Consider the following 21,350-nt stretch of genomic DNA (forward strand, 5'->3'; position numbering starts at 1 on the left):
TGGCTTAAAGGATGCCGCCTTCTTCGAAGATCTGGACGATCTTGTTGTGGCCGTCAGTCACGGCCTCTTGCGAGGTCATACGGCCGGAGATGACATTGCTCATGGCTTGTTCGAGCACGCCCTGAGCACGGATCGCGTCGATCTGTGCGGCAGGTTGGGCTGGCCAAGATGCGCCGATGTATGGATCCTTGACGCTGACCTGGCTCTTGATGATCTCAAAGTTCGGGTCAGAGGCAATAAGTTCTGGTGTCCAAAGGTTTTCATAGGCTGGCATGAAGAGGCCGCCTGCGACGGAAGACATTTGCGTGAAATTGGCCGGGTCGAGCAGGTCCAATGCAAGCTGCTTGGCCAAATCGACATTGGGCGCGCCCTTGAAGATGGTGAGCCACCCGCCCACTGCGCCGCCATCACGGCTACCGCCATCGTTGCCATTGGGCTGACGGAGAAGAACCGTGTTGGGGAACACCGGATTGTTGTCGCGCTTGGCGGCCGCATAGAGCGAGAAGGCGTTTGCGGTATAGCCAACACTGCCCGCCAGATAGGCTTCGTTGTTGGAAATATCGCCCCAGCTTTCTACGCCCGGCGGCAACATGGCCGCATATTTGCCGTTGCGATCATAGGTTTCGCGGACGAACTCGAACGCAGCCACGGTGTTCGGGTTGTCGAATTCAACCTTAGTGCCAGTGGCGTCGGTGAAGTGGCCGTTGAAGGCATTGAGAATTGCCGAGGCAACGCCCCAGCCGTCGCCGGACTGGTTGACTGTCAGGCCCCAACCATAAAAGCCATTGGCCGGATCGGAGATGGCCAGAGCCGCGTCGCGGCGCTTCCCCCACGTGTCCAGCGTGCGCCAATCAATGCCCTTTTCGAGCAATTTATCGTTGCGGAAGAAGGTGCCCGTTGAATTGGCGATGAACGGGACCGCAGCCCAGCGGCCGTCGACCTTGCCGTTCTGCTCAGCGTTGATCCCCGGCATAACATTGCCGTAGCGTTTTGTGGCTTCTTCCACCACGTCGGTGACGTCTTCGAGCAGCCCCAGAAGCTGCATTTGAGGCACCGAGATCGTGCTGGTGTAAGCCAGATCTGGCGGGTTTCCAGCACGTACGGCGGCCGACATTTTGCCTAAGAAGTCGCCGAAAGACTCCGGATTTGTGGTTGAAATGTCGAGTTGGGCACCGTTGGTGGTGGCAAATTTTGTCACGGTGTCGCGGAAAAGGTTTTGGGCCGCTTCGAAGTATTCTGTGCGGTGAATAACGGTGAGCTTGCCTGCTGCGCCTTCCGGCAGAGCTTGCTCAGCTTCCTGCGCCAAAAGCGGCATACCATTGCTTGCTGCCCATAGGCCTAGGCCTGCTGCACCACCATTTTTTAGCACGTCACGGCGATTGATCTTCTTAAAAGTCATTCGTCCTATTCCTCCTTTTGGACATGACTGCGCGCTCGCTGAGCCAGTAAAGGCGGCGATGAATACTGCGATGCGCTTTAACCTCCCGTGTGAAGACTCTCCTTGCCTTCACCTATCCGCGCCAAAAGCAGGCTTTTGTCCCATCAATAGGCCCGAATATGCACTATGACTGACGCAGGATGGGGTTTGAGTCAACATTTGTCCCACAAAAGACTTGATGCTTGGAAGTTCGCGCTTTAACAAATTGGCATTAGCTATGTTGTTCTTGCCGGTTTGAGGAGGCGGGCGTGAACAACTTGTCAGTTCTATTTAAAGAACAATTTGCCGTTCTTGGGCTGACAAAACCGCAAATCATCGTTCTGGGAGGACTAGATGGGTGCCGTAACGATCCGCAATGTTCGCAAGGCCTATGGCGCAGTCGAGGTGCTGCACGGCGTTTCCATCGATATTGAGGATGGCGAATTCGTCATTCTCGTCGGCCCGTCGGGGTGCGGAAAGTCGACACTGCTGCGCATGATTGCCGGGCTGGAAGACATCACTGGCGGCGACATTGAGATCGGCGGACAGCTGGTCAACGATCTGGAGCCAAAAGATCGTGACATCGCCATGGTGTTTCAGTCCTACGCGCTCTACCCGCATATGACGGTCGAGGAAAACATGGCGTTCTCGCTGAAACTGGGCCGTGTCCCCAAAGATGAAATCCGCCGTCGCGTGCTCAATGCCGCCCAGATTTTAGGGCTGCAAGATTATCTCGAACGTTATCCGCGACACTTGTCGGGTGGGCAGCGCCAGCGCGTTGCGATGGGCCGGGCGATAGTCCGCAACCCCAAGGTTTTTCTGTTCGACGAGCCCCTAAGTAATCTCGATGCAAAGCTGCGCGTCCAGATGCGCAGTGAGATCAAACTCAACCATCAGCGGCTCAAGACCACCACGATTTATGTGACGCATGATCAGATTGAAGCCATGACCATGGCCAATCGGATTGTGGTCATGCATTCGGGCAATATCGAGCAGATCGGCACGCCACTGGAGCTCTATGATCGTCCGGCAAACCTGTTCGTCGCCAGCTTCATTGGCTCACCCGCCATGAACATAATTTCGGGCGCGTTGGATGGCACCAGTTTCATCTTCCCGGACGGCAAAAGAGTTGACCTCGGTGCCTTGCCGAGTGGCGTCGGAAATGGACCAATCAGCCTTGGTGTTCGACCCGAGCATTTTTCCCTCGATGCCCAAGGGGTTCAGGCAGAAGTGGTGCTCATTGAGCCGACTGGATCGGAAACGCAGGTGACGCTGCGCCTCGGGGGCAAGGATATTGTCGGGGTGTTCCGCGAGCGCATCGAGGCGCAACCCGGCCAGTCCATTGGTATCAGTTTCCAGCGTGAGCTGGCGCATCTGTTTGCGGCTGAAGACGGACGCCGTATTGAACGCTAGAAAACTCAGCGTTCGCGCCTCGGCGCGAAAAAGGTATCCCGGCTCAATGGGGCAGAGCCGGGATGACTGGTTTACAGCCAGATATTCTGGATCACGTCCCAGCCCATGCGGAGGGCCGTGAGGGTCAGAAAGGCTGCAAAAGAGTAAGACAGCGTTTTGCGGGGAATGCTGTGCGCCAGCTTTGCACCATAGGGAGCTACCAGCATGGTGAGCGGGATCAAAGCCACCAGTGCGATCAGGTTCAGATAGCCGATAGATCCTGCTGGCAGGCCTTCAGCGCCAAAACCGGTGATGATGTAACCAATTGTGCCGGGGATGGCGATGACGAAGCCCAAAGCGGATGCCGTGCCGACGGCCTTGCGGATATCGTAACCGAAGGTTGTAAGGATCGGAACGCTCAGCGTGCCGCCACCAATGCCCATCAGCGACGAGATCAGACCGACAACGGTGCCGAATGCGGCTTTGAGAGCCGGATGCGGGAAGTCGGTTGCGACGGCCGGGCTGTTGGCGCGTAGCGTCATATTGATCGCCACGAGCAGCGCTACAATGGCGAAGATCGCCGTGAGAACAATGCCCGAAACATAGGCGGAGAAGATCGCGCCAGCGATCACGCCAATCACAATCGGCAGGGACCAAGACTTGATCAGATCGAAGTCAACGGCACCCTTTTTGTAGTGAGAGCGTGCTGATGAAAGCGAGGTGAAAATGATCGTGGTGAGCGAGGTCGCCACCGCAATCTTCATGCGCAGGCCCTCATCGATCCCGAGGCCGCCCAGGACGAAATAGAGCACTGGGACAATGATGATACCACCACCGACGCCCAAAAGGCCGGCAACGAGCCCGCCCATGAGCCCGGCAAAGATCATCGCGGCAACAAAAAGTCCGTAATCTGCGAAAAATTCCATAGTGGTGCTTAGCCTTCCAGAGCTTCGAGCAGGGCGATGCCGAGTTCGGCGTCACCCGCTTCCACTGCCTTCACTGCATTGCGCAGCGCTCGCAGCCAAGGGGTTGGGACGCCAAGCTGTTCGCCAATCTCGATAACTGGCAGAACTTGGAAATCAACTTCCGTCGGACGCTTGAAGGTCGCTAGATCACGCCACACGCCAGTGCGGCGATTGTCATGGGAGTTCCAATAGCGCGTCTGGGCGTCCCAGGAGGCCTGCATCTCGGAATCGGTGCCGCCAGCGCGGAACGCCTTTGGGTCAAACCCATCGCTATTTTCGATGCGAATGCCCTTGGCGTCAGCAACGGCCGTGACTTCCGCGCAGATCTTGGCCAGAACCGCGCGCGCCTTTGGACGTTGGTAAACGTCAACGACGTCCATATCGGCGATTGCAGTGCCGAAGTAGACCGCGCCAAGTGCCATTTTGGCCCAGAGATAGCCAAAAATATTGTCGGTGATATCGACCTTATGAACCGGCGCGAGCAATTCGCCCAGTTCCTTGATCCGGTCAGTAATCTGGCCGTCAACTTCGCCAATCTTGAAGCTGCCGCTGCCACCGTTCTTGATGTGACCCGGTTCGACAAAGAAGCCACCAAAGGTCAGGTACCCACCGATGGTGCGGTCCGCGCCAACAGCGTCGGCGATGCGGTATTCTTCAAGCCCGTTCTGCAGCGAGACAACGCAGCCGTCCGCCGCGAGAACGCGCTTGACCATGTCGAGCGTGCTTGCCGTGTGCGGAGCCTTAACGGCCAGCAGAATAATATCGTAGCGGCCAGAGACGTCCTCCGGCAGCATGATGTTTGCGGGCACAGTGACGTCGCGCACGCCACTCAGACGCAGCCCATTGGCACGCACCGCCGCCACATGGGCCGCGTTCGCGTCAACGAGATCAACAGTGTGACCTTGTTCGATCAGATGCACGCCAGCGATGGCGCCGATAGCGCCAGCGCCGACAACGAGAATAGACTGACCCATTTAGCGCAACTGACGCGAGAAGGGCATGTGGGTGCGGCCGGTGTGCGTGCCACCGGTGACTTCGAGGATCGCACCTGTGGTCCAGGACGAGCGGTCCGAGGTCAGGAATGCTGCAGCTTCCGCAACGTCGATTGCCGCGCCGGTACGTCCGATTGGCGTGCCTTCGAGGGTCAGGTTGACATATGGGTGCAGGCTATCATCGGTTTCGGTGACGATATTGTCGAGGATCAGGCCCGGAGCAACCGCATTGACGCGGATGCCATATTGGCCCAGCTCGATGGCGAAGATGTGGGTGAGCAGTTCAACCGCAGCCTTCGAGCCACTGTAATGCGCGCCACCGGCACGACCCGAGCGCGCCGCGCCCGAAGAGATGTTGATGATCGAACCCTTGACGCCAGCGTCGATCCACTTACGGGACAGCGCCTGACAGGTGAGCATGGTGCCACGCGTGTTGACGTTGAACACGCTGTCCCATTCTTCAACGGTCACATCGAGCATGGAGCAGTTTGGGAAAATACCATGCGCATTGGCCAAGAGGTCTGGCAGGCCCGCGAAAGCTTCCGCTTCCGCAACCATGCGCTGAACCTCGTCAAACTGCGACTGGTCGCCCTGTACAGCGAACGCCTTGCCTGGGTAGGTTTCAGCGATTTCTGCGGCAACAGCCTTCACGCGACCACCATCGAGGTCGGCCATGACAACAATTGCGCCTTCGCGAAGGTAAACTTCGGTAATCGCACGGCCCAAGCGACCAGCAGCGCCGGTAACCAGCGCGATTTTGTTTTCAAGAAGCATTTTTGAGATCAGTTCTGCTTGCTGTCGAGTTCGGCCGAAGCCTGTTCGAGAATTTCGATGGCCTGTTTCAGGCCCCACGCCACGCGATTGCGGGCACGCGATGCGCCAACGGTGAGGAACTTGAACGCGTCGGTACCAGCCTCAACCTGCGCCATCTCGCGAAGCGGACGGAGCGAAGGATAGATGGGTGTCATGATCGCCGCATCCTGCTCAAAGCGGTCCGCCTCGCTGTAGTCGAGGATGACCAATTGGCGAGAAACACCAATCAGCGCCGCGTTTGCACTGGCGTAGCCAGCTGCGTCCGAGAGAGTGGCAAGGCGTGCATTGAATGCCTTCGCGACTTCGGTCAGGCGGTTAGCGCGCTCGATCAGCACCGACATGTCGAACTTGCCGACGATGCCCGCCTGAATCGCGTTCAGTTCTTCGGAGAGATAACGACCGTGTTCAGCCCAATCGAGCGGCAGAACCTTGTCTGCCAGAAGACGCCAGACCGTGTGGAAGTAAATCTTGGTGTCGCGCACCAAAATCTCTTCGTCCATCTTGTCGAGCAAATCATCGGGCGTGTGCCACCACCAACCGGTGCCAGCACCCTTGCGGTTGCCGCCGCCGAAAACGGCTGCCGATGCGTTCGCATCCGCGCCAGCTGGCTGTTCGCTCATATTGCCGTAAATGGCCGAAACGCCGATGCCCCAGAAGGACTGGTCGCCAGCGCGGGCCATGCGGCGATTGGAGAACTCTTGCTGAGCCTGGTCCCAGATCGATTCAACGGCCAATGCACGCAGTTCTGCCGCAGCAGTCGTGTCGGTCACGATGATGTTGCCCTTACCGCCAGTCGAGTCGACGTTGACGTGCACAAGCGCGCGCTTTTCCAACTCTTCCCAGTGCTCTTCAGCGTACCAGGTGGAGCCGGAGTAGCGACCCTGCGAGTGACCGGACCAGAATACGATGCGCAGGCCACGCTGCCACAGATCGCGGCGCTCAGCGGCAACACGACCAACTTCCATCATGGTGGCATTGGCGCCGCCATTGTCCATCACGCCATAGTACCAAGTGTCGTGGTGGCCGGTGAAGAAGACGAATGGCTCTTCGTCATCGCCCGTCGCGCTTGGCAGGTCGGCCACCAGAATGGGGGTCTTGCGCCAGCGAGTATCGACGTCCGCGTGCAATGTGACCTGATAGTCTGGGTTTTCAGCGAGCTTTGCCCGGATCGCCGTACCGTTTTCGAGCGGCGTGCTGACCACGACGGTCTGTGGCAGATTGCCGACAGTTTGCTCGGTCGGGCTGCCCCAAACCGGCGAGATGCACATTTCGTGCGTGTGCTCGTGTGGGCTGACATGGAGCTGGCCAAGTGCGCCAGCTTCAGTGGCGCGCTGTGAAACGACAGCGCCTGCAACGCCATCAACGATGACAATCTTGCCGCGAACGTCCTTGCCAGCGAATTCAGCCGCAGAGCCCGAACCCACATCGACGAGACCCGCCGTAATCCCTTCAGCAGGCGAGGACTGCGAGAAGGAGTGGGTGATGCAACGGTGTTCACCGTCTGGAGTGACGATGCGCGCCTTTTGAGGAAGGCTGATATAGGCGTCGTGCAGGATGAGATCGGTCTTAAAACCGTAAGAGTTCATCTGCGCTTGGATATAGGCCAAGCTCTTGAGCTCTTCGTCGATGCCGGATTCTTTCCGCCACTTCGAGAACTCAACGAGGTGTTCCCACATCAATGGGCCGTTGATGGAATTGAGCAGATCTTGGGGGACGATCGCCTTCATTCTGATGCCTCCTTCGCCTGCAGCGATGCAAGCGGAATGGTTTTATTGCGCATGATCAGGCTCAAGATCGCGACGATGATAATCGCGAACAAAATCAAGAGACTGGACAGCGCAGCAATGGTTGGGTCCTGCCATTTCTGCAGGTAGAGGAACATTTCGATCGGCAGGGTGTTGGCGCCAGCGCGAACGAGGAACAGGGTTGTTTCCACCTGGTCGAACGAGGTCATGAACGCGAACAGCGCCGAGACCACCATGCTCACCGAAATCTGCGGCATCACCACCTTGGTGAAAGCGCGGACTGGCTTGGCGCCCAAATCCATTGCCGCTTCTTGCAGCGACCAATCGAAATTGGCGAGCGAGGCCGTGATGACGGTCACGATGAACGGCAGAACCACAACGACGTGCACGAACAGCAGGCTGGCGTAATTGCCAAACATGCCGATGCGAACGACGAACATGAACGCAGCAACGCCCAGTACGATGTTCGGTAGAACGATCGGCGAGAGCAGGAAGGCACGGATCAGGTTCGCCAGCTTGGGCTGGTAGCGGACGATGGCATAGGACGCCATGGTGCCGATGACCATCGCAATTGCTGTCGCCAACAGCGCAAGCATGACGCTTCGTCCGGCAGCCAGATAGAACGTGTCCTGTGCGAAGAGGTTTTCATACCAGCGGGTTGAATAGCCCTCCGGCGGGAAGACGTTGTGGGCCACGCTCGAAAACGAGTTCAGGATCACAATCGCCAGCGGCGCGAGCACGTAGAACACACCCATCACCGCAAACAGGCCCAGCAGCAGATAGCGATAATGGGGCATAGTTTTATCAGACATCACTATACCTCACTAAAGCGCAGCAAGCGGTTGGAGATCATCACCGTGATCATAGCCAAGCCGAGCAGAGCGATGCCGCCGACAGCCGCAAGCGGCCAGTTGATTTCGGTGGTCGCGGTGTAGACCTGCAAAGGCAGGATCAGGATGCGGCCGCCACCCAAAATCTGTGGCGTCACGAAAGCGCCAAGCGCCAGTGTAAAGGCGATCTGCGCACCAGAAACCAAGCCGGGCAGGGTGAGTGGGAAGGTCACGCGACGGAATGTGGTCCACCAACCGGCACCAAGGTCCATTGCGGCCTCGCGTAGGTTTGGGTCGATACGCTGCATCACCGAAAAGATCGGGAAGACCACGAACGGCAGGAACACATGCGTCAAGCTGATGACGACGCCGGTCAGATTGAACACAAGGCGGACCGGCTCAGGGAACTGCAGGATCTGCTGCAAGAACCAATTGATCGGGCCCTGATCGGCCAGCAACACGGTCCAGCCATAGGTGCGCACCACGACCGAAACGAGGATCGGCGAGAAGATGATCACAGCGAACCACTTCTGCATCCACGGCTTTTGCATGCGCCAGAGCGCATAGGCCAGCGGATAGCCAATCACGATCGACACAAAGGTCGTCACCGAGGCCATCTTGAGCGTGTCGAGAATGACCATGTGGTAATAGGAGTCCGTGAAGAACTCGATATAGGTGTCGAAGCTGAAATCCTCGATCAGACGACCCCGCTCAAAGCGGTAGAAGCTGTACTGAAAGAAGGTCAGCAGTGGCATCACGAAGGCGCCCAGCATCACGATCATAACCGGTGACAGCAGGAGCCAGGGCATGATGCGACGGGTGAACGGTGGCTTTGCTGGGGTTATAGCCAGCTTGCCCGAGGTGTTGGAGACGGCATCAGTCATCGCCGAAAAGCGTCGTTGCCGCCCCCTCCCAGCCAAGGGCCACGATGGTCCCAACCGCAGGGGCAGCGCTGGTACCATCGTGGTGGAGTTCGACCGTTAGGTCGATTGGGGTGTTCTGAATTTGAACCGTGACGAGGATCGAGGATCCTGAGAACACGGTCTGTTTGACGAGACCCGACAGGCGCACCTGCGCGTTCGCAGCAGCATCGCCAACGCGGACGCGCTCGTGACGGACGGACACGACGCCGGTCTTGCCGTTGCCGATCTGGCCGATTGGAGTGGCAAAGCTGGCTTCACCGACACGGACCATTGCGGTTTGGCCGGAGACTTCGAGGATTTCGACGGGCAGCAAATTGGTGTTGCCAATGAAGCTCGCGACGAAACGGGTCGACGGGCGGTCGTAGATTTCTTGGGGCGAAGCGAGCTGGTCGATCTTGCCCTTGTTCATCACGGCGATCTGGTCAGACATGGTCAATGCCTCGCCCTGATCGTGCGTCACGTAGATGAAGGTGGTGCCGACTTCTTGCTGGATTCGCTTGAGCTCCATCTGCATTTGCAGGCGAAGCTTCAAATCGAGAGCGCCAAGCGGCTCGTCGAGCAGCAGAACCTCAGGCTTGTTGACCAGTGCGCGGGCAAGGGCCACACGCTGCATCTGGCCACCCGAAAGCTGGCGTGGCTTGCGTTCTGCCATCGGCAAAAGGCTAACCATTTCAAGTGCATCGGCGACGCGCTTGCGAATTTCGTTGCGCTCGAGTTTTGCCACTTCCAAGCCGAAGGCGACGTTCTGAGCGACGGTCATATGGGGGAACAGCGCCCAGCGCTGGAACACCATATTGGTGGGGCGCGAGTAAGCTGCAACATTGTGCATGTCTTTGCCCGCAATACGGATCTGGCCGCTATCTGGCCATTCGAACCCGCTCATCATGCGCAGAGTTGTTGTCTTCCCGCAGCCGGAGGGGCCGAGAAGGGAGAAGAAGCTACCCTTGGGCACAGAAAACGAGATGTCGTCTACCGCAAGATAGTCAGCGAAAACCTTGCTGACATTTTGGAACTCGACGTCAAAATTCATTCGTAACTCGCTTGGAATGCACGGCAAACATGCGGAGGGGCGCAGAGCGCCCCTCTCATGATCAACGCATGTTAACCTTGACTTCACGATCCCAGCGCTGACGCCAATCGGGCGTCACTTCGCCGATGTGGCCGTAGTCAAACACAATGGATTCCTCAGCCAGGCTGAGCTGCAGCATCGGGTTGGTCTTCTGCTTTTCGGTAAGAACAGCATTGGACACAACCGGGATGGACGAGGTCAGATCGCCGTAGCGGCCAGCGTTTTCAGCTTCGAGCAGCGAGTTGATCAGCGACGCGCAGACGGCCTTTTCAGCTTCGTCCGAACCGTCAACGATAGCGAGGTAGCTCGGGAACGCGATCGCGCCTTCCTTTGGAACTGCGAAGGCAAATGGGCCACCTTCTTCGATCCATACGTTGGAGATCGAGGAGAACCATGGCGCAGCCCAGGCGTCGCCGCTCACCAGCAGGTTCTTCACAGCGTCGTTGGAATCAACCAGCGCGCGGAAGTTCTTGGCGTTTTCGGCCCAGACCTTGAAGCCCGGATCGATATTGAATTCGTCACCGCCGTTGAGCTTTGCAGCAACAGCCATCATGCGGGTGTCGTAGTCGAACATGGTCACGCGGCCTTCATAGGCCTCGCTCCAAAGGTCGGCCCACGAGGTCGGTGGGGTTGGAACCGCATCCTTGTTGTAGAGGATGCCGACAGCGTTCATCTGGTAGCCAACACCGCGGTCTTCAGCGCGACGGAAGTTTTCCATGACGTTGGTAAGGTTTGGAACAGAGGCAACGTCGAGAACATCCCACATGCCCTCTGCGTCGCCCTTGGTGATAGCGTCAGCATTGAAGAAGCCGCAGTGAACCAGCGGATTGTCCGGGGTGGTGCGGCGGGCCGCGACCATCTGCGGGTAGGTGATCGCGTTGTTCGATTCCAGAATGTTGATGGTCACATTCGGGTTCGCTGCGCGATACGCCTCGATAATTTCAGTAGGGACAACGCCCTGGTTCGAACCTGCCCAGATGAAGAAGGTAACTTCGGTCTTGTCTTGGGCAAATACGGCGGGTGCGACGGCTACGCCGCCAAGGAGTGCTGCCGTCAGCGCTGCAATACGTATCATACTTAGTCTCCGTATGGGGACGTGTACTCACGTCTCCCGACCCTTTTGAATGCGCGGCGCGTGGGGCACGCACTGCGCATCTCGTATAAATACGATACGAAAATTGCGCATAGTCAAGAATTAGTTTGCAGAATGATGCGAAATGCGTAATTTTATTGCAGGGAGGATGCGGGATGCAAAAAGTGGTTTTGGATCAGCTTGATCAAGACATCATCGCCTTGCTGGCGAAAGATGGTCGGGTTTCATTTCGTGAAATCGCGCGACAGTTAAACGTCTCGGAGGGGACGGTGCGGTTGCGCTTCACGCGCCTGCAAGACGAAAACCTTATTCGCGTGACCCTCGTGGGTAGTCCTATTGCTTTGGGCGTTGGGGTGTCAGCGATGACATTGCTGCGTGTAAAGCCCGGACACACGCGCGAGACAGCCGAAATTCTGGGTCAGCAAAGCAATGTTCGCTTTGTTGGTCTCTCCTTTGGCCCAGCCGATGTGATGATACAATCCCTCCATAAGGATGTGGCAGATCTCCATCGGTTCGTGTCGGAAGTGGTGCCCAAGGTTGCCCCTGCAGTGACCAGCACCGACACTTTCCAAATTGCTGAGGTCACCAAGAGCTCCTGGACCTGGGGCGATTGGTTTGAATACCTCGAGTCCGATCAGGACTAGTTCTGAACTTCAACTTCTCAAGGCTTTGTCTGTTGTCTCCAACCCAACCGAGTTTCGTTTCGCGTCCTGAAATTGTTGGTAGCTTCGGGGTGGTCTCGTCCACGCACTGGATCGCCAGCGCCGTGGCAATGTCCATTCTTGAGCGTGGCGGGAACGCGTTCGATGCTGCGGTTGCCGGGGGTCTTACCCTGCAGGCTGTTGAGCCACATTTGAATGGCCCGGCGGGTGAAGTGCCGATTGTCTTTTACAATGCGCGCACCGAGCAGACTGAGGTTTTGTGCGGGCAGGGCGTGGCACCCGGCGCGGCGACGCCAGAACGTTTTACCGATCTTGGCCTTGATCTTATTCCCGGCTCCGGCCTTCTCGCCACCGTTGTTCCCGGCGCCTTCGACGCTTGGCTGGTGATGCTGCGCGATCATGGCACCATGCGTCTGCGCGATGTGTTTGAGCCGCTTATTCACTATGCCCGCAATGGCATTCCTGTTTTGCCGCGTATCAACTCGGCGGTCGCAGGCATGCAGACCGTCTTTGAGAACCATTGGCATGGCTCGCGCGATGTCTACCTCAAGAATGGTGATCTGCCGCAAGTGGGCACCATGCACCGCAATCCGGTCATGGCCGATACCTATGAGCGCATTCTGTCTGAGGCCGAGGCCGTCGGCGGCGATCGTGATCGCCAGATCGAGGCCGCGCGTCGCGCTTGGTACAAGGGCTTTGTCGCTGAGGCGATGGATCGCTTCAGCCAATCCGGCGATGTCCTCGATGTCGACGGCGTCCCGCACAAGGGTCTTCTTACCGCCGACGATATGGGGCGTTGGGAAGCCAGCTACGAAAAGCCACTGTCGCTAAAGTTCCGGGACTTTGAAGTCTTTAAGCCCGGCCCATGGAGCCAGGGGCCGGTCATGCTGCAGCAATTGTCGCTGCTCGACGGCTTTGCCCTCGAAGACATGGATCCTTCGGGCGATGAATACATCCACTTGATCCTCGAAGCCGGTAAGCTCGCCTTCGCCGACCGCGAGGCCGCTTATGGCGACCCGAACTTCAGCGATGTTCCAATGGAACACCTGCTCTCAAAGACCTATGCCGAAGAACGCCGCCGCCTCATGGGTGAAACCGCGTCTTTGGATTTGCAGCCCGGTATCCAAACCGACGCTGCTTGGGAGGCGCATCTCGCCGCCATTCGCACACGCGAGACCAAGGCCGCGGCGGGCGCAGGCGAACCCACTGTTGCTCCGGTCCTCGGCGTTGGTGAGCCAACAGTGGCTCTTCCACCAGCCGAGCGTGGCGACACCTGCCACATCTGTGTCGTGGATCGTCATGGCAATATGGTTTCTGCGACCCCCAGCGGCGGTTGGCTGCAGAGCTCGCCGGTCATTCCTGAGCTGGGCTTCCCGCTCAACTCGCGCGCTCAAATGTTCTGGCTCCAGCCCGGTCTGCCGAGCACGATTGCGCCCTATAAGCGCCCGCGCACAACACTGTCGGCTTCGCTCGCCCATCGTGATGGCAAGCCGTATATGGCTTGGGGCACGCCGGGCGGCGATCAGCAAGATCAGTGGTCGCTGCAACTCTTCCTCCGCCACGCGGTCTCGGGGCTCAACCTGCAGCAGTCCATCGAAGCGCCTAACTGGCACACGGATCACTTCCCAAGCTCGTTCTGGCCACGCGCCGCTAAGCCCAACACCGTCGTTGTCGATGGGCAGATGCCGGAAGCCACTGTCACCAAATTGCGCGAACGCGGTCATGACGTCGTCGTTGGGCCAGTCTGGTCGGAAGGTCGCCTCTGTGCGGTCTCGCAGAAGGACGGCATCCTCAAGGGCGGTGCAGACCCACGCACCTCCCAGGGCTATGCCATCGGCCGCTGATGAAAGATTTTTCCGACATGAGCACCTCAATTGTCGCCAGCTACTCCAGCTTCGGTCCTGCCGCTGAGGTGCTTTCTTTCGGCGAGAAAGTCCGTCCAACACCCCAACAGGGCGAGGTGGTCGTCCGCATCCACGCCTCCGGCATCAATCCGTCAGACGTCAAAAAGCGGTCTGGTTGGGGCAGCACAATGCCGCCCGCTCAGCCCATTGTTCCACACAGCGATGGCGCGGGCGTGGTCGAATGCGTCGGTGCCGGTGTCCCAGAGCATTGGGTTGGTCGCCGCGTCTGGGTGTTTAACGCGCAGGGCGCCGCCTCTTATGGCGGTTCGGGCCCGGAAGCAGGCACTGCAGCCACCTACAGCTGCCTGCCGCTGTCCCATGTCGTGCCTCTGCCCGATAATGTCTCGTTTGTGGTTGGAGCCTGCCTCGGCATTCCGGCCCGTACAGCGCACTACGTCACCTTCTGCGATGGTCCGGTCACCGGCAAAACACTGCTCGTGCAAGGCGGGGCTGGGGCCGTTGGTGAGCTGGCCGTTCAATTCGCCGTAGCCGCTGGCGCGACCGTCATCACAACCGTCAGCTCCCTTGAAAAGGCAGAGGTCGCACGTGCGGCTGGAGCTCATCACATCATTAACCGCAAGAGCGAAGATGTGGTGAAGTGCGTTCGCAGCATCGCCCCGCAAGGCGTTGATCGCATTATTGAAGTTGACTTCGGCGCGAACGCTGCCATTGACGCTGCCGTACTGAAACTCGGCGGTCAAATTGCCAGCTATTCCTCGCCATCTGACCGCACACCGGCCATTCCGTATTACCCGCTACAGTTCACCAATGCCCATATTCGGCTCGCGCCGATCTTTATGATTTCGGAGGCCGACAGTCTGCGTGGGCTCGCGGACATCAACTTTGCGCTCTCGATGGGGCAGCTTCGTCCAACCATCGCTGCGACCTTCGCCCTCCGCGAAATTGCCGATGCGCATGAAGCCGTAGAAGCCCCAATACAGCCCGGCAATGTGGTGTGCCTCATCTGAGACACACCGGGGCGCGAACTAAACCCGCGTGAATTTTTGCGCTGATACCGGGCTCTGCGGATATTCGGTCGGCTCAGCGGTCGCGAAGATCTTCATCACAATGTCTTCGCCTTCGACCACCTTCCCAAAGGCAGCGAAGCCCTGACCATCCGGGTTGCGTCGGCCACCAAAGTCCAGTTCTGGCTGATCGCCAATGCAGATAAAGAACTCCGATGTCGCCGTGCCCGGCTCAAGGCGCGCCATCGACACCGTCATGTGCTGATGCTTTATTCCTGTCACTGAGGTCCGCTCATGGGCGATCGGTGGGAAGATTTGCGGCTGGTCATCCTTGGGATCGATGCCCATCTGGACGACTTCGATTTTCGGGTCACGCTCCGGCGCTTGGTTGCTCAGCGTCACAACCCGATAGGCGCGCGCTGCGTCGAGGTACCCACCGTCGACATAGGCGAGAAAATTCTCTGTCGTGATCGGAGCCCGCTCCGGCTCTAGGCCTAGGGTGAAATTGCCCAGCTCGGTTTCGACGCGGACCTTAATCATATGCGATGACTTTCAAGAGAATGGGTGCCCTCGCCGAATGAGCGGCGAGGGCATTGAGCACTTATTCTGCGATGGTAGCGTCGCGGAAGTACGGCACGTTCAGCGACGAACGCCAGAAGCCAGACACCTGCGGGCTCATCATCATGTAATTGTAACGATGATATTGCGGCAGGATGGCATGGTCGTTCATCAGGATCGCTTCGGCCGCACGCATATGGTCGCGCGACGCGGCTTCATCGGTTGCCTGCTTTGCCGCTTCGATCTCAGCGTCATATTCGGCATTCGACCAGTTGTTGAGGTTGTTGGCCGAACCGGTGACAAAGTTGTCGAGGAAGGTCATTGGGTGCGGATAGTCAGCGCCCCAGCCCATCTGTGCGATCTGGTACTCGACCTTCTGCACTTCTGGATAGAATACTTGCCATTCGGTGGCCTGAATCTCGACGTCGATATTGAGATTTTCCTTCCACATCTGCTGAATAGCTTCAAGCAGCTTTTCGATCGGTGGGGAAGTGTAGGTCACAAAGACGGTCGAAGGGAAACCTTCGCCATTCGGATAGCCGGCTTCCGCGAGCGCGGCCTGTGCGCCTTCAACGTCTGCCGTTTCCGAAAGACCGAAGGTGTCGCGGCCTTCGGTATAGTCTTCGCCGCCGAGGCTCATGCCAGGTGGTACGAGGCCAAGCGCTGGCGTGTCAGCCGACTGCAGCACGAATTCGATGATTTCTGAACGGTCGATGGCCATGGAGAGGGCCTTACGCACCTTCAGATTGTCGAGTGGTGCTTGGTTCGGGTTGAAGAACGCATAGGTGGTGCCCAGCGCCGGAACGACCATGAAGGCGTCCGATTCAACCGACAGGCGTGGAATTTCTGGCGATGGCACAGCTTCGATGCCGTCAACGTCGCCAGCTTCCATAGCGGCAAGCGCGGTTGCTGGGTCTGGGATCAGACGGAAGGTGAGCTTATCGAGGCTGACAGCGTCGGCGTCGTAATAGTTCGGGTTCTTCTCAAAGACGACGGACTCGCCCTGATTGAACGCGGTCACGCGGAATGGGCCGGTGCCGATAAAGGTCGCTGGGTTGCGGGTCCAGCCTTCAGGGTCAGCCGAAACAACGTCCTCACGCACCGGGTAGAATGCCGGGTAGTTCAAGAGCTGCATCATATAGGGGACGCGCTGCTTAAGCGTGAAGGTGAGAGTCTTGTCGTCAGGAGCCGAGACTGCAATCGCGCCAGCGTCGCCACCGTTATAAGCCTCTTCAGCGCCAACGATGTGGTAGAGCATCTGCGAGTTCATCGCGCCGGAGGCTGGGTCGAGCACGCGCTTCCACGCATAGACGAAGTCCGAAGCCTTTACCGCCTCGCCGTCCGACCACTTGGCGTCGCGCAGCTTGAAGGTATAGGTGAGGCCGTCCTCAGAAATTTCCCAGGTTTCGGCCAGTGCCGGAATGACTTCGCCTTCTGGGCTGTAGCGGATCAGGCCTTCAAAGGTGTTGCCGATGATCGGTGCAGCGAAGGTTTCCGCAGTGGTACCGGGATCGTATTTGGCGCTTTCGTTGTTGACCACATAGGTCAATTCCCCAGCAGCGAAGACTCCCCCAGTCGTCGCCAGCAGCGCTGCCGTTAAAATCGGCAGAAGCATCTTGTTCATGACGTTCTCTCCTGTTGTGAGGTCGCAGAGACCTCGTTTGGCCTGTCCGCCAGTTCCCTAGCGAAATGGCAGGCGGAGACATGGCCTCCGCCAATATCGACCAAAGGCGGCTCAACACGCGCGCACAACTCGGTGGCGAGCGGGCAGCGGGTGCGGAAACGGCAGCCAGTGGGTATGTCGAGCGCGCTCGGGATTTCGCCCTGCATTGGCTCAATTTTGCGGGTCACTGATGGGTCCGGCACGGGAATGGCCGACAGCAGCGCCCGCGTATAAGGGTGCGAAGGGCGGTGATAGAGATCAGCGCTCGGCGCCAATTCAACAATCTTGCCCAGATACATAACCCCGATGCGATCCGAGATATGGCGCACCATCGAAAGGTCATGGGTAATGAAAAGATAGGTGAGGCCCAGCTCGTTCTGCAGGTCTTCGAGCATGTTGACGACCTGAGCCTGCACCGACACGTCCAGCGCCGAAATCGGCTCGTCGCAAATGACGAGATCTGGCTCAAGCGCTATAGCGCGGGCAATGCCGATACGTTGGCGTTGGCCGCCCGAGAATTCGTGGGCAAAGCGCGCCGCCGCGTCGGTCGGCAGGCCAACACGGTCCAGCAGTTTGCTGACCTTAGCCCTTCGTTCAGCCGGCGTGCCGACACCCGCGATTTCCAGCGGTTCGGCAATCAGCTCGCCAACGCTCATGCGCGGATTAAGGCTGGCATAGGGGTCTTGGAAGATCATCTGCACGCGACGCCGGAACTTTGGCAACTGCCGCTCCGGCAATGCGCCAACGTCCTGCCCGTCAAAGATTAGGCTGCCAGAGGTCGGCTCATGCAGGCGGATCACCGTCCGAGCCAATGTGGATTTTCCGCAGCCGGATTCGCCGACGAGGCCGAGGGTTTCGCCCTTCATCAAATCCAGGTCCACGCCGTCGACCGCGCGTAGGATCGGAGCCTGTGTGAATGGTGGCGCCGGGAGATGAAAATGCTTCTTGAGATTGCGCAGCGAGAGGAGAGGCTGGGTCATGCGACCACCTCATGCAGCCCTGCGACCTTAGGGGCCTCGGGGTGCTGGAGCCAGCACCGAGATTGATGGCTGTCGCCAAACAGCGGGGGCAGGGCCGCGACGCATTGGGTCATAGCGTGGGGGCAGCGTGGTGCGAAGGGGCAGCCGGGCGGCGGTGCGAGCATATTGGGTGGGCTGCCTGGAATTGGCGTCAAACGCTGGTGGCTATCATCTCGCAGGTCGGGAACCGCGCCGATCAGGCCGAGGGTGTAGGGGTGTGATGGAGCCGCAAACAGGTCCCGAACATTGGCGGTTTCCATCACCATGCCGCCGTAGAGAACCAGCACCCGGTCGCATACTTCGGCGATAACACCCAGATCATGCGTGATCAGAATAACGGCCATGCCCAAGCGTGTTTGCAGGTCTTTTAGGAGTGTCAAAATCTGCCGCTGGATCGTTACGTCCAAAGCCGTTGTTGGCTCATCAGCGATCAGCAGTTTCGGGTCACAGGCCAGCGCCATGGCGATCATCACGCGCTGACGCATGCCCCCCGAAAACTCATGCGGATAAGACTTGAGCCGGGTGGCCGCCGAAGGGATGCGCACGAGTTCAAAGAGTTCGATGGCGCGCGCCCGGGCCTCGGCGCGGGTTGCCTTCCGGTGGCGCAGAATGGTTTCCATCACCTGCTCGCCCACGCTCAGTGTGGGGTTGAGCGAGGTCATAGGGTCTTGGAAAATAACACCGACCCGGTCGCCGCGAATATCGGCCAGCTCTGCTTCGTCGAGTTTGAGCAGGTCTTGGCCCTCAAAATGAGCTGAGCCTGACTTAATCCGGCCACCGGCCTTGAGCAGTTTTAACACCGACATGCAGGTAATCGACTTGCCGGAGCCGCTTTCGCCGACAAAGCCGAGCATTTCGCCCGGGCGCACGTCAAAGCTAACACCACGCACCGCTTGCACCTCGCCGCGGCGGGTAAAGAAGGAGGTGGAGAGCTCTTTGACTGATAAAATGGGCTGGGTCATGCGCTCAACCTCGGGTCGAGTGCGTCGCGCAATCCATCACCAAGGAAGTTGAAGGCGAACATGGTCAGCGAAATGGCAGCTGCTGGGAAAAACAATTGGTGCGGGTAGGCGCGCAAGGTTTCGACAGCTTCCGATGTCAGCGAACCCCAGGAAGCCAATGGTGGCGTCACGCCAAGGCCAATAAAACTCATGAAGCTTTCAATGAAAATGGCCGAAGGGATCAGCATGGTCAGCGTGACGATGATTGGCCCCAGAGCATTGGGCAGCAGGTGGCGCGTCAAAATTCGCGCCGGAGACGCGCCCATGGTGCGCGCTGCCGCGACATAGTCGAGGCTTTTGAGCGAGAGGATTTGGCCACGCACAATGCGCGCCATGTCCACCCAGAACACTGAGCCAATCGCGATAATGATCGACAGCAGGCCGGAGTTGAACACCACCATCAGCAGGACAACATAGAGCGTCAGCGGGATGGTCGAGATGATTTCGACAATACGCATCATCACGGCGTCGACCTTGCCACCGACATAACCGGCTATGCCGCCGTAAAACACGCCGATGAAGAAATTCACCAGCGTCGCCACAAAGGCCACGGTTAGCGAGATCTGCGCGCCATAAAGCTGGCGCACGAGAATATCGCGACCGAGCTGATCCGTGCCAAAGAGATAGGTGCGGTTCCAGCTCCAGCCGGACGGTCTTAGCTCCGTGCCATCTTCAAGCAGAATGCGGGCAGGGAGCTTGCTGTAATCAAGCGTAATGGGCTGGCCGCCGATTTCGAAGGCCTGCTGCTTCTTGATCATGTCGCGCCGTTCGCCCCGCACAAGGCCCAGCACAAACCCACTCTCATCGACCTCATAGATGTTGAAGTTCGATGCGTTGAGGAACACGCGCGCAGTTTCGCCTTCGGCATTGGTCAGCGCATAGGTTTCAAAAGCGGGCGGAATATTCGCGAGCTTGAGGTCCTGCTTGTAATAGGTGTGTGGCGACAGCATCGGGCCAAAAAATGCGGCCAAGACCAAAGCGATGATGAAGACGATACTGGCGACGGCGAGCTTGTTGGAGAGCAGGCGGCGGCGCACTTCCTGACCATAGGTCGGCGCGGGTGGTTGAACCGGCGCGGCCAGCGCTTCCGGCGGAAGCTTGGCCCACATATCGGGAGAAATCTCGGTCATGCTTTGGCCTTGCTCAACTTGATGCGTGGGTCGAGCCAAACGTAGAGCAGGTCGACAATGAGGATCATGACCATCAGAATGGCAGCGTAGAAAATGGTAATGCCCATGATCGCCGTGTAATCGCGATTGGTAATCGAGAGTACGAACTGACGGCCAATGCCGGGCAGGGCGAAAATCTGCTCTATGACGAAAGAGCCGGTGATCAGATTGGCGACAACAGGCCCGAGCACAGTGACGACAGGCAGCAACGAATTGCGCAAACCGTGCTTGATCAGGATTTGACCTGGTCGCAGGCCTTTGGCGCGCGCCGTGGTCATATAGTCCTGTTCAAGCGTCTCCAGCAGCGACGAGCGCGTCAGCCGCGAGACAAAAGAAATCCAAAAGCCCGATAGCGCGAAGACCGGCAGGATGTAGCCGCGCCAGTCATCCAGACCAAAGGTCGGGACCCAGCCTAGGCGCAGCGCAAAGACATAAAGCGATACCGTGGCAATCACATAAGAGGGAATGGCAACGCCGAGCGTGGCGATGAACATTACCGTCGTGTCCGGCCAGCGATTGCGGTTCAGCGCCGCAACAATCCCCAGTGGCACACCCAATGCTACAACACAGATAACGGCCAAGAGGCCCGTCTGCAGCGTGACCGGCAGGCCCGATGCAATCATCGTGTTCACGGAAACGCCGGGGTATTTAAACGAGGGTCCGAAATCGAGCCGCAACATTCCCCCGAGGTAGTTGAGATATTGCTGCCAGATCGGCTGGTCGAGGCCATATTTGGCATTCAGCGCGGCGGCAATTTCCGGCGCAAGCATCTTCTCAGAAACGAACGGACCACCTGGAACGGAATGCATGAGGAAGAAAGTCAAAGTTATAATGGCCCAAAGCGTGAGCGCCATCATGCCCAGACGTTGCAATATATACGACTGCATTGGTCGTCTGTTCCAATTCAGAAATTTAGAGGGCCGATCTACCCTACTAGATCAGCAGTAGCTTGCTGGAAAATCAATCTAATTTTTCAGCGCAACGTAGGAAATTGATGTTGCTGCTAAGCCATCTTTATTGGCAGTCGCGCTGCACAACAGTGTGGTGTCTGCGCCACTCCAGATGCCAAGACGGCGCCCATCGTGCGGCCCTTAAAGGCCAGCAAGACGCCCATATGAGGCCAATTGGTGCCGCTGTGGTCGCTTAGCCCCAAGCACGCAAAAAGGGCCG

The 21,350-nt window shown here is 58.3% G+C and carries 19 protein-coding genes; 4 read left to right on the forward strand and 15 right to left on the reverse strand.

Annotated features, from left to right (window positions below; translation table 11 throughout):
* Positions 1-4: 4 nt before the first annotated feature.
* On the reverse strand, positions 5-1,399 hold the full coding sequence (locus JHC09_RS00110; protein ID WP_169193810.1) for an extracellular solute-binding protein: 1,395 nt from the start codon (positions 1,397-1,399) through the stop codon (positions 5-7).
* A gap of 372 nt (positions 1,400-1,771) precedes the next feature.
* Here JHC09_RS00110 and ugpC point away from each other — a divergent pair, with 372 nt between their 5' ends.
* Complete coding sequence (gene ugpC, locus JHC09_RS00115; RefSeq protein WP_199530342.1) at positions 1,772-2,830, forward strand: sn-glycerol-3-phosphate ABC transporter ATP-binding protein UgpC; 1,059 nt, start codon at positions 1,772-1,774, stop codon at positions 2,828-2,830.
* Between the two features lie 71 nt (positions 2,831-2,901).
* On the opposite strand, the gene JHC09_RS00120 is transcribed toward ugpC, so the two are convergent.
* The 8 genes from JHC09_RS00120 to JHC09_RS00155 form a co-directional block, all read right to left on the reverse strand.
* Positions 2,902-3,735: a sulfite exporter TauE/SafE family protein gene (locus JHC09_RS00120; protein WP_199530343.1), complete on the reverse strand. Its 834-nt coding sequence runs from the start codon at positions 3,733-3,735 to the stop codon at positions 2,902-2,904.
* A gap of 8 nt (positions 3,736-3,743) precedes the next feature.
* Positions 3,744-4,748, reverse strand: coding sequence for a 2-dehydropantoate 2-reductase (locus JHC09_RS00125; RefSeq protein WP_199530344.1), 1,005 nt, complete (start codon positions 4,746-4,748; stop codon positions 3,744-3,746).
* Complete coding sequence (locus JHC09_RS00130; protein WP_199530345.1) at positions 4,749-5,540, reverse strand: SDR family NAD(P)-dependent oxidoreductase; 792 nt, start codon at positions 5,538-5,540, stop codon at positions 4,749-4,751.
* A gap of 8 nt (positions 5,541-5,548) precedes the next feature.
* Positions 5,549-7,306: a M28 family peptidase gene (locus JHC09_RS00135; protein WP_199530346.1), complete on the reverse strand. Its 1,758-nt coding sequence runs from the start codon at positions 7,304-7,306 to the stop codon at positions 5,549-5,551.
* Entirely contained in the window at positions 7,303-8,136 is an 834-nt protein-coding gene (locus tag JHC09_RS00140; RefSeq protein ID WP_199530347.1) for an ABC transporter permease, read from the reverse strand. Before JHC09_RS00140 ends, JHC09_RS00135 begins: the two co-directional genes overlap by 4 nt.
* Before the next feature lie 2 nt (positions 8,137-8,138).
* Positions 8,139-9,038: an ABC transporter permease gene (locus JHC09_RS00145; protein ID WP_199530348.1), complete on the reverse strand. Its 900-nt coding sequence runs from the start codon at positions 9,036-9,038 to the stop codon at positions 8,139-8,141.
* On the reverse strand, positions 9,031-10,107 hold the full coding sequence (locus JHC09_RS00150) for an ABC transporter ATP-binding protein (protein WP_169193818.1): 1,077 nt from the start codon (positions 10,105-10,107) through the stop codon (positions 9,031-9,033). Before JHC09_RS00150 ends, JHC09_RS00145 begins: the two co-directional genes overlap by 8 nt.
* A 61-nt stretch (positions 10,108-10,168) precedes the next feature.
* The gene (locus JHC09_RS00155) at positions 10,169-11,221 is read right to left on the reverse strand and encodes an extracellular solute-binding protein (RefSeq protein WP_199530349.1); all 1,053 of its coding nucleotides are present in this window, start codon (positions 11,219-11,221) and stop codon (positions 10,169-10,171) included.
* 173 nt (positions 11,222-11,394) lie between these two features.
* On the opposite strand from JHC09_RS00155, the gene JHC09_RS00160 reads away from it, so the two are divergent.
* Genes JHC09_RS00160 through JHC09_RS00170 form a run of 3 tightly spaced genes read left to right on the forward strand, consistent with a single transcriptional unit; the run spans position 11,395 to position 14,773 of the window.
* On the forward strand, positions 11,395-11,883 hold the full coding sequence (locus JHC09_RS00160; RefSeq protein ID WP_169193820.1) for an Lrp/AsnC family transcriptional regulator: 489 nt from the start codon (positions 11,395-11,397) through the stop codon (positions 11,881-11,883).
* A 32-nt stretch (positions 11,884-11,915) separates the two neighbouring features.
* Complete coding sequence (locus JHC09_RS00165) at positions 11,916-13,745, forward strand: gamma-glutamyltransferase family protein (protein WP_248308823.1); 1,830 nt, start codon at positions 11,916-11,918, stop codon at positions 13,743-13,745.
* Between the two features lie 17 nt (positions 13,746-13,762).
* On the forward strand, positions 13,763-14,773 hold the full coding sequence (locus JHC09_RS00170; protein WP_199530350.1) for an NADPH:quinone reductase: 1,011 nt from the start codon (positions 13,763-13,765) through the stop codon (positions 14,771-14,773).
* A gap of 18 nt (positions 14,774-14,791) precedes the next feature.
* Here JHC09_RS00170 and JHC09_RS00175 read toward each other — a convergent pair whose 3' ends face one another.
* From JHC09_RS00175 to JHC09_RS00200, 6 genes are all read right to left on the reverse strand, one after another.
* A complete protein-coding gene (locus tag JHC09_RS00175) occupies positions 14,792-15,310 on the reverse strand; it encodes a peptidylprolyl isomerase (RefSeq protein WP_199530351.1) in 519 nt (172 codons plus the stop codon).
* Positions 15,311-15,371: 61 nt separating this feature from the next.
* Positions 15,372-16,952 (reverse strand): peptide ABC transporter substrate-binding protein, encoded by a 1,581-nt coding sequence (locus JHC09_RS00180; protein WP_199530352.1) that lies wholly within the window; start codon positions 16,950-16,952, stop codon positions 15,372-15,374.
* Positions 16,949-17,971, reverse strand: a complete 1,023-nt coding sequence (locus JHC09_RS00185; protein WP_199530353.1) for an ABC transporter ATP-binding protein — start codon at positions 17,969-17,971, stop codon at positions 16,949-16,951. The genes JHC09_RS00180 and JHC09_RS00185 overlap by 4 nt, the downstream gene beginning before the upstream one ends.
* Positions 17,968-18,972, reverse strand: coding sequence for an ABC transporter ATP-binding protein (locus tag JHC09_RS00190; RefSeq protein ID WP_199530354.1), 1,005 nt, complete (start codon positions 18,970-18,972; stop codon positions 17,968-17,970). The genes JHC09_RS00185 and JHC09_RS00190 overlap by 4 nt, the downstream gene beginning before the upstream one ends.
* Complete coding sequence (locus JHC09_RS00195) at positions 18,969-20,141, reverse strand: ABC transporter permease (RefSeq protein WP_199530355.1); 1,173 nt, start codon at positions 20,139-20,141, stop codon at positions 18,969-18,971. Before JHC09_RS00195 ends, JHC09_RS00190 begins: the two co-directional genes overlap by 4 nt.
* Positions 20,138-21,067, reverse strand: coding sequence for an ABC transporter permease (locus JHC09_RS00200; RefSeq protein WP_199530356.1), 930 nt, complete (start codon positions 21,065-21,067; stop codon positions 20,138-20,140). Before JHC09_RS00200 ends, JHC09_RS00195 begins: the two co-directional genes overlap by 4 nt.
* Positions 21,068-21,350: the final 283 nt, after the last annotated feature.

Origin of the sequence: Devosia sp. MC532 (assembly GCF_016461625.1) — a bacterium.
Classification (GTDB): domain Bacteria; phylum Pseudomonadota; class Alphaproteobacteria; order Rhizobiales; family Devosiaceae; genus Devosia.

What these genes read in the sequence shown, in the direction of transcription:
- JHC09_RS00110 (WP_169193810.1), bottom strand. Translation starts at nt 1,399, where the DNA reads ATGACTTTTAAGAAGATCAATCGCCGTGACGTGCTAAAAAATGGTGGT.
- ugpC (WP_199530342.1), top strand. Translation starts at nt 1,772, where the DNA reads ATGGGTGCCGTAACGATCCGCAATGTTCGCAAGGCCTATGGCGCAGTC.
- JHC09_RS00120 (WP_199530343.1), bottom strand. Translation starts at nt 3,735, where the DNA reads ATGGAATTTTTCGCAGATTACGGACTTTTTGTTGCCGCGATGATCTTT.
- JHC09_RS00125 (WP_199530344.1), bottom strand. Translation starts at nt 4,748, where the DNA reads ATGGGTCAGTCTATTCTCGTTGTCGGCGCTGGCGCTATCGGCGCCATC.
- JHC09_RS00130 (WP_199530345.1), bottom strand. Translation starts at nt 5,540, where the DNA reads ATGCTTCTTGAAAACAAAATCGCGCTGGTTACCGGCGCTGCTGGTCGC.
- JHC09_RS00135 (WP_199530346.1), bottom strand. Translation starts at nt 7,306, where the DNA reads ATGAAGGCGATCGTCCCCCAAGATCTGCTCAATTCCATCAACGGCCCA.
- JHC09_RS00140 (WP_199530347.1), bottom strand. Translation starts at nt 8,136, where the DNA reads ATGTCTGATAAAACTATGCCCCATTATCGCTATCTGCTGCTGGGCCTG.
- JHC09_RS00145 (WP_199530348.1), bottom strand. Translation starts at nt 9,038, where the DNA reads ATGACTGATGCCGTCTCCAACACCTCGGGCAAGCTGGCTATAACCCCA.
- JHC09_RS00150 (WP_169193818.1), bottom strand. Translation starts at nt 10,107, where the DNA reads ATGAATTTTGACGTCGAGTTCCAAAATGTCAGCAAGGTTTTCGCTGAC.
- JHC09_RS00155 (WP_199530349.1), bottom strand. Translation starts at nt 11,221, where the DNA reads ATGATACGTATTGCAGCGCTGACGGCAGCACTCCTTGGCGGCGTAGCC.
- JHC09_RS00160 (WP_169193820.1), top strand. Translation starts at nt 11,395, where the DNA reads ATGCAAAAAGTGGTTTTGGATCAGCTTGATCAAGACATCATCGCCTTG.
- JHC09_RS00170 (WP_199530350.1), top strand. Translation starts at nt 13,763, where the DNA reads ATGAGCACCTCAATTGTCGCCAGCTACTCCAGCTTCGGTCCTGCCGCT.
- JHC09_RS00175 (WP_199530351.1), bottom strand. Translation starts at nt 15,310, where the DNA reads ATGATTAAGGTCCGCGTCGAAACCGAGCTGGGCAATTTCACCCTAGGC.
- JHC09_RS00180 (WP_199530352.1), bottom strand. Translation starts at nt 16,952, where the DNA reads ATGAACAAGATGCTTCTGCCGATTTTAACGGCAGCGCTGCTGGCGACG.
- JHC09_RS00185 (WP_199530353.1), bottom strand. Translation starts at nt 17,971, where the DNA reads ATGACCCAGCCTCTCCTCTCGCTGCGCAATCTCAAGAAGCATTTTCAT.
- JHC09_RS00190 (WP_199530354.1), bottom strand. Translation starts at nt 18,972, where the DNA reads ATGACCCAGCCCATTTTATCAGTCAAAGAGCTCTCCACCTCCTTCTTT.
- JHC09_RS00195 (WP_199530355.1), bottom strand. Translation starts at nt 20,141, where the DNA reads ATGACCGAGATTTCTCCCGATATGTGGGCCAAGCTTCCGCCGGAAGCG.
- JHC09_RS00200 (WP_199530356.1), bottom strand. Translation starts at nt 21,067, where the DNA reads ATGCAGTCGTATATATTGCAACGTCTGGGCATGATGGCGCTCACGCTT.